Annotated in this window: 1 protein-coding gene; it reads left to right on the forward strand. The window is 28.7% G+C overall.

All coding sequences use genetic code 11. The features are described from left to right. Window positions 1-294: 294 nt before the first annotated feature. A complete protein-coding gene (locus BD809_RS15510; RefSeq protein ID WP_148783897.1) occupies window positions 295-1,284 on the forward strand; it encodes a DUF4917 family protein in 990 nt (329 codons plus the stop codon). Window positions 1,285-1,431 lie beyond the last annotated feature (147 nt).

Consider the following 1,431-nt stretch of genomic DNA (forward strand, 5'->3'; position numbering starts at 1 on the left):
TTTTTTTCATAATTTCAAGCTTTATATATTTAACCTCTCCTAAAGGTAGCTAATACAATTAAAATCAAAAAGCTACCTTTAGGTTTAGTTCAACAACGTGTATAAAACATAGCTATCATAGGCCTTCCGAGAGGTTTTTGTATATTTACAAAGTACGCCAAATTTTTTATTTGGTAATATTTATAAAAGAAAATTAAACATAAAAATAAAAAATTCGGCTCGTGCTAAATCCGAAAAGTTAGCGTTTATTTATACGCTACGTTTCATACACAAGACCGTTGCCAATAATTTGAAATGAAATTCACGACCGAACAATTAAATGCTGAAGGAATAAGACAATGGGATTGGATTAAAGTTCAATTTCCAGATTGCCCTTTACTTTTAGGAAATGGTTTTAGCCTAAATTTCAGTTCGAGATTACTTTATCGTAATTTATATGAAAAGTACATAGAAAATTGTCCAGAAGATGCTAAAAAGCTATTCAAAGAATTTAAATCGACAAACTTTGAAATTATTTTAGAACATTTAGAATCGACAGAAAGAGTTTGTAGTGCATTAGAAATTGAACAACAAAGAATAAGTAGAAATAAAGATTTAATTAAACAGGGTTTAATCGATTCTATTAATCGTATTCATCCGACACCTGACGAAATAAAAATAGACCAAATAAAACTTGTAGCGGAACAAATAAAGGAATTCGAGCAAATTTTCACTACAAATTATGACTTATTTCTTTACTATTTAATTTTAGAAAGTAAAAAATTCGGAGATTATTTTTATATGCCATTCTTTGAAGACGAAAGGTTTAAGCGTTTTAAAACTGGAGATGTTTTTAAGAAAAATCATATTTACTATTTACACGGAGCACTTTTTGTTTTTGAAAAATCTGTAGAGACAATAAAAATAAAACGTGATGAAAATTGGCTGATTGAAGTAATTACAAAAGAAATATCTAAAGACAATTATCCTTTATTTATAAGTGAAGGAACATCTGAAATGAAATTAAAAGGTATTCAGTCAAATAATTATCTGACATATTGTTTTAGAGAACTGAAAGAAAATAAAAACAAAAATCTTGTCATTTATGGACAATCATTAAGTGACCAAGATTTGCATATTGTAAAAGCAATTGACGAAAATTATGACAAAGTTGCTATTTCAATTAGAATATCTGAAAACAAAACAATGAACGAATTAAAATCGGAAATGAATAGAATCAAATCTATCCTAAAAAACACAGAAGTTGAATTTTACGATTCTACTTCGTTATTTAAATTTGAATAAAAAAACTATTGGCAACAACTAAGCATTCATGCGGTCGGTACGACCGAGCATGCAGGCCGTGTTGACTAAACCGGGTCGATATTCCTTAGTATGGGGTTTGATATGTATTTCTATAGATCTGCGTGAGGTGGAACCTATTTAACAGAA

Origin of the sequence: Aquimarina intermedia, assembly GCF_008124785.1 — a bacterium.
In the GTDB taxonomy this organism is placed as follows: domain Bacteria; phylum Bacteroidota; class Bacteroidia; order Flavobacteriales; family Flavobacteriaceae; genus Aquimarina; species Aquimarina intermedia.

Excerpts from the sequence above, each read along its gene's own strand:
- BD809_RS15510 (WP_148783897.1), top strand. The coding sequence starts at position 295 with ATGAAATTCACGACCGAACAATTAAATGCTGAAGGAATAAGACAATGG.